Origin of the sequence: Pseudomonas sp. 2822-17, assembly GCF_002742485.1 — a bacterium.
In the GTDB taxonomy this organism is placed as follows: domain Bacteria; phylum Pseudomonadota; class Gammaproteobacteria; order Pseudomonadales; family Pseudomonadaceae; genus Aquipseudomonas; species Aquipseudomonas cyclaminis.
Map to the genome: position 1 here is coordinate 1 of NZ_LJRZ01000557.1, position 383 is coordinate 383.

Below are 383 nucleotides of genomic sequence, written 5' to 3' on the forward strand. Positions count from 1 at the left end.
GTGCGTGATGGCTACAGGTCTTGGAAAAACTTATTTGGCTGGTTTTTTTGCTCAAATCTATGAAAGAGTGTTATTTATTGCACATCGTGAAGAAATTCTAAAACAAGCAAAGCAATCATTTCAACATATTATGCCAGAACGCACATTTGGAATATATAATGGTATTCAAAAAGAGATTGCCAAAGATGGTATTTTTGCATCTATATTTACCTTAGCAAATGAAATACATCTCCAAAAATTTTCAAAAGACAGCTTTGATTTAATTGTCATAGATGAATTTCACCATGCTGCCGCCAAAACATACCAAAGAGTACTAGATTATTTCAAACCTGATTTTCTTCTTGGAATAACAGCAACACCTGACAGAATGGACGGTAAAGATG

At 33.7% G+C, this 383-nt stretch carries 1 protein-coding gene; it reads left to right on the plus strand.

The annotated features are described in order from the left end of the window. On the plus strand, positions 1-383 hold a 383-nt coding region (locus tag AOA60_RS23185), incomplete at both ends, for a DEAD/DEAH box helicase family protein (RefSeq protein ID WP_158235050.1).